Origin of the sequence: Streptomyces sp. GC420 (assembly GCF_009916105.1) — a bacterium.
Lineage (GTDB): Bacteria > Actinomycetota > Actinomycetes > Streptomycetales > Streptomycetaceae > Streptomyces.
The window spans coordinates 1-2,445 of sequence record NZ_JAAAXQ010000656.1; the positions used below are offsets into that span (position 1 = coordinate 1).

The window sequence follows — 2,445 nt, forward strand, 5'->3', positions numbered from 1 at the left end:
GTCGAGGAGGGCGTGCAGCAGCAGAGGACTGCCGGCGGCGGCGCTGACGCAGTCGCCGGCGCAGCCGGGCGGGGTGCGGGTGCCCGCCGCCGCGCGTACGAGTTCGGCGGCCGCGGCGCCGGGGAGCGGGGCGAGGGTGTGGGTGCGCACCCGGGAGGGAGGCAGCGCGTGGGTCAGTCCGGGGGCCGGCGGGTCGATGTCGTACTGGCTGCGCTCGGTCACCACCAGCAGGACGGGTAAGCGGTCGGCCAGCCGCGCGGCCTCGGCGAGCCAGCGGCGGGACGGTTCGTCGGCGAGGTGGACATCGTCGACGGCGAGCAGCAGCGGACCCTCGGCGGCGTACGAGCGCAGCACCGACCACAGCCGTGCGGCATACCTCCGGTCGTGCGGGGCAGCAGGTGTGCCGAACCCGCGTGTCACGGACCCGACGGTCACGGATGCGCGTGTCTCGAACCCGTCGGTCATGCCGCCGAACTCCCCTGCGGAGTCGAGGAGTCGTACGGCGGTGGCGAAGGGGGAGTCGTGGTCCCCGGGCGAGCAGCGGGCCCGCAGCACGCGCATGCCGCGCGCCTCCTCCGGGTCGGTCACGGCCTCCAGCAGGGCGGTGCGTCCGGTGCCGGTCGCACCGCGGAGCAGTACGAGGCTGCCGCTGCCCTCGCGGGCGTGTTCCGCCTCGGCGGCCACCAGTTCCATGACCGCGTCCCGTTCGCGAAGTGGCTGACGGGGCATCATCGCCTCCTCTCGTGGACGTCCGGCTGATCTCGTGGTGCGCCTCGTGGTCCTCCACGATTGCCCGAAGCGCCCGCGTCCCAAGAGGGTTGAGGGCACACATTGGTCACAGGAACCACGCCCGTGACTCCAACTTGGATACGGGGAAGACGTTTGCGTACCTCATTTCCCGCCACCGATACGGGCACGGCGGAGCCCGGCCACCGCATACCGGTCGCCGTCCACACACCGGACCCCATCTCCCGGGCCGGGGTGCTCAGCCAGCTGCGTCCCCACCCGACGGTCGAGGTCCTCGACGATCCCGGCGCCAGAGCCGGTGCCGTGGCCGTACTGATCGCGGACGTACTCGACGAGACAACGTTCTCCCGGCTGCGCAGACTGGTGCGCAACGACGGCGCCCGCGCGGTCCTGGTCGTGGGGCAGATCCGTGAGGCCGAGCTGCTCGCGGTCATCGAATGCGGCGTCGGAGCGATCGTCTGGCGCCACGAGGCCACCGCGCACCGGCTGTTGCAGGCCGTGCTCGCGGCCTCGCGCGGCGACGGCGACCTCCCCGCCGACCTGCTGGGACGGCTGATCAACCAGGTGGGCTCGCTGCAGCGCAGCACCGCGGGCCAGCCCGGAACACCGCGGTCCGGTCTCGCGCCGCGCGAGATAGATGTCCTGCGGCTCGTCGCCGAGGGGATGGACACCGGAGAGATCGCGAGCAAGCTGTCGTACTCCGAACGCACCGTCAAGAACGTGATGCACGGCCTGACCACCCGGCTCCACCTTCGCAACCGGGCGCACGCCGTGGCCTATGCCCTTCGGGAAGGTTACATCTGATCTCCGGGACACCGGCGCGGGTCCGCCCGGGCACGCCGGTGTGCCCCCGCGCAGTCCCCGGCGCGCCTCGGGGAAGGACCGGCCGGCAGGGCAGGATCCAAGAGCACACGACACGCGGGCCGCGGCGCGCGGCGACACGCCGCCACGGCGGGGCAGGAGCACGACGGTGATCCACGAGGTGGACGAGGTCCTCAAGGGGCTGCTGGGCGGAGGAGTCCTGGCGGGGACGGACATCGACATCGCCTTCGACGCTCCGACCCGTGACTGGGCCGCCCGGCGCAATGCCCCGGCCGTGAACGCCTTCCTGTACGACATCCGCGAGGACGTGGCTCGGCGGGAGCGGGGCGCCGTCGCGGTCCGTGACGAACGGGGAGTCGTGGTGCGCCGCCGCCAGCCGCCGCGCTGGTTCCGGCTCTCGTACCTCGTGACGGCCTGGACCAAGCGGCCCCAGGACGAACACCGCCTGCTGTCCGCGGTGCTGGCCACACTGCTGCCCCGCGAGATCCTGCCGCCCGATGAACTGCCGCAGTCGCTGCGCGAGCTGGGCCTGGCCGTGCCGCTCACGATCGCGGGGATCCAGACGGAGGCCAGGTCCTTCGCCGAGATCTGGTCCGCGCTCGGCGGTGAACTCAAGCCGTCCCTGGACCTGGTGGTCACGGCGCCGTTCCCCGCCTTCCCCGAGTACGATGCCGGGCCGCCGGTCACGGAGGGCGCGGGTGTGCGCCTGCGGGGGATGGACGGCAGCCTCGAGGGCTCGCCGGAACGGCGCCACCGCCCGCGGGACCTGTCGCCGCACGCGCCCGCGCCGGGCGCGGCGGAGGCGGGCGCCGGCCCGCTCGGGCCGACGCAGACGACCTGGCCCTCGGGGCCGTACCAGACGGGGATGCGGTGGCC

Annotated in this window: 3 protein-coding genes; 2 read left to right on the forward strand and 1 reads right to left on the reverse strand. The window is 73.5% G+C overall.

Translation table 11 applies throughout. From position 1 onward, the window contains the following. On the reverse strand, nucleotides 1-732 hold a 732-nt coding region (locus GUY61_RS37460; RefSeq protein ID WP_166634749.1), incomplete at its 3' end, for an ATP-binding protein. Between the two features lie 150 nt (nucleotides 733-882). On the opposite strand from GUY61_RS37460, the gene GUY61_RS37465 reads away from it, so the two are divergent. Together GUY61_RS37465 and GUY61_RS37470 are read left to right on the forward strand one after the other, a co-directional pair. Next, on the forward strand, nucleotides 883-1,551 hold the full coding sequence (locus GUY61_RS37465; RefSeq protein ID WP_166634750.1) for a response regulator transcription factor: 669 nt from the start codon (nucleotides 883-885) through the stop codon (nucleotides 1,549-1,551). 166 nt (nucleotides 1,552-1,717) lie between these two features. Further along, the coding region (locus tag GUY61_RS37470) for a DUF4255 domain-containing protein (protein ID WP_166634751.1) at nucleotides 1,718-2,445 on the forward strand (728 nt) is incomplete at its 3' end.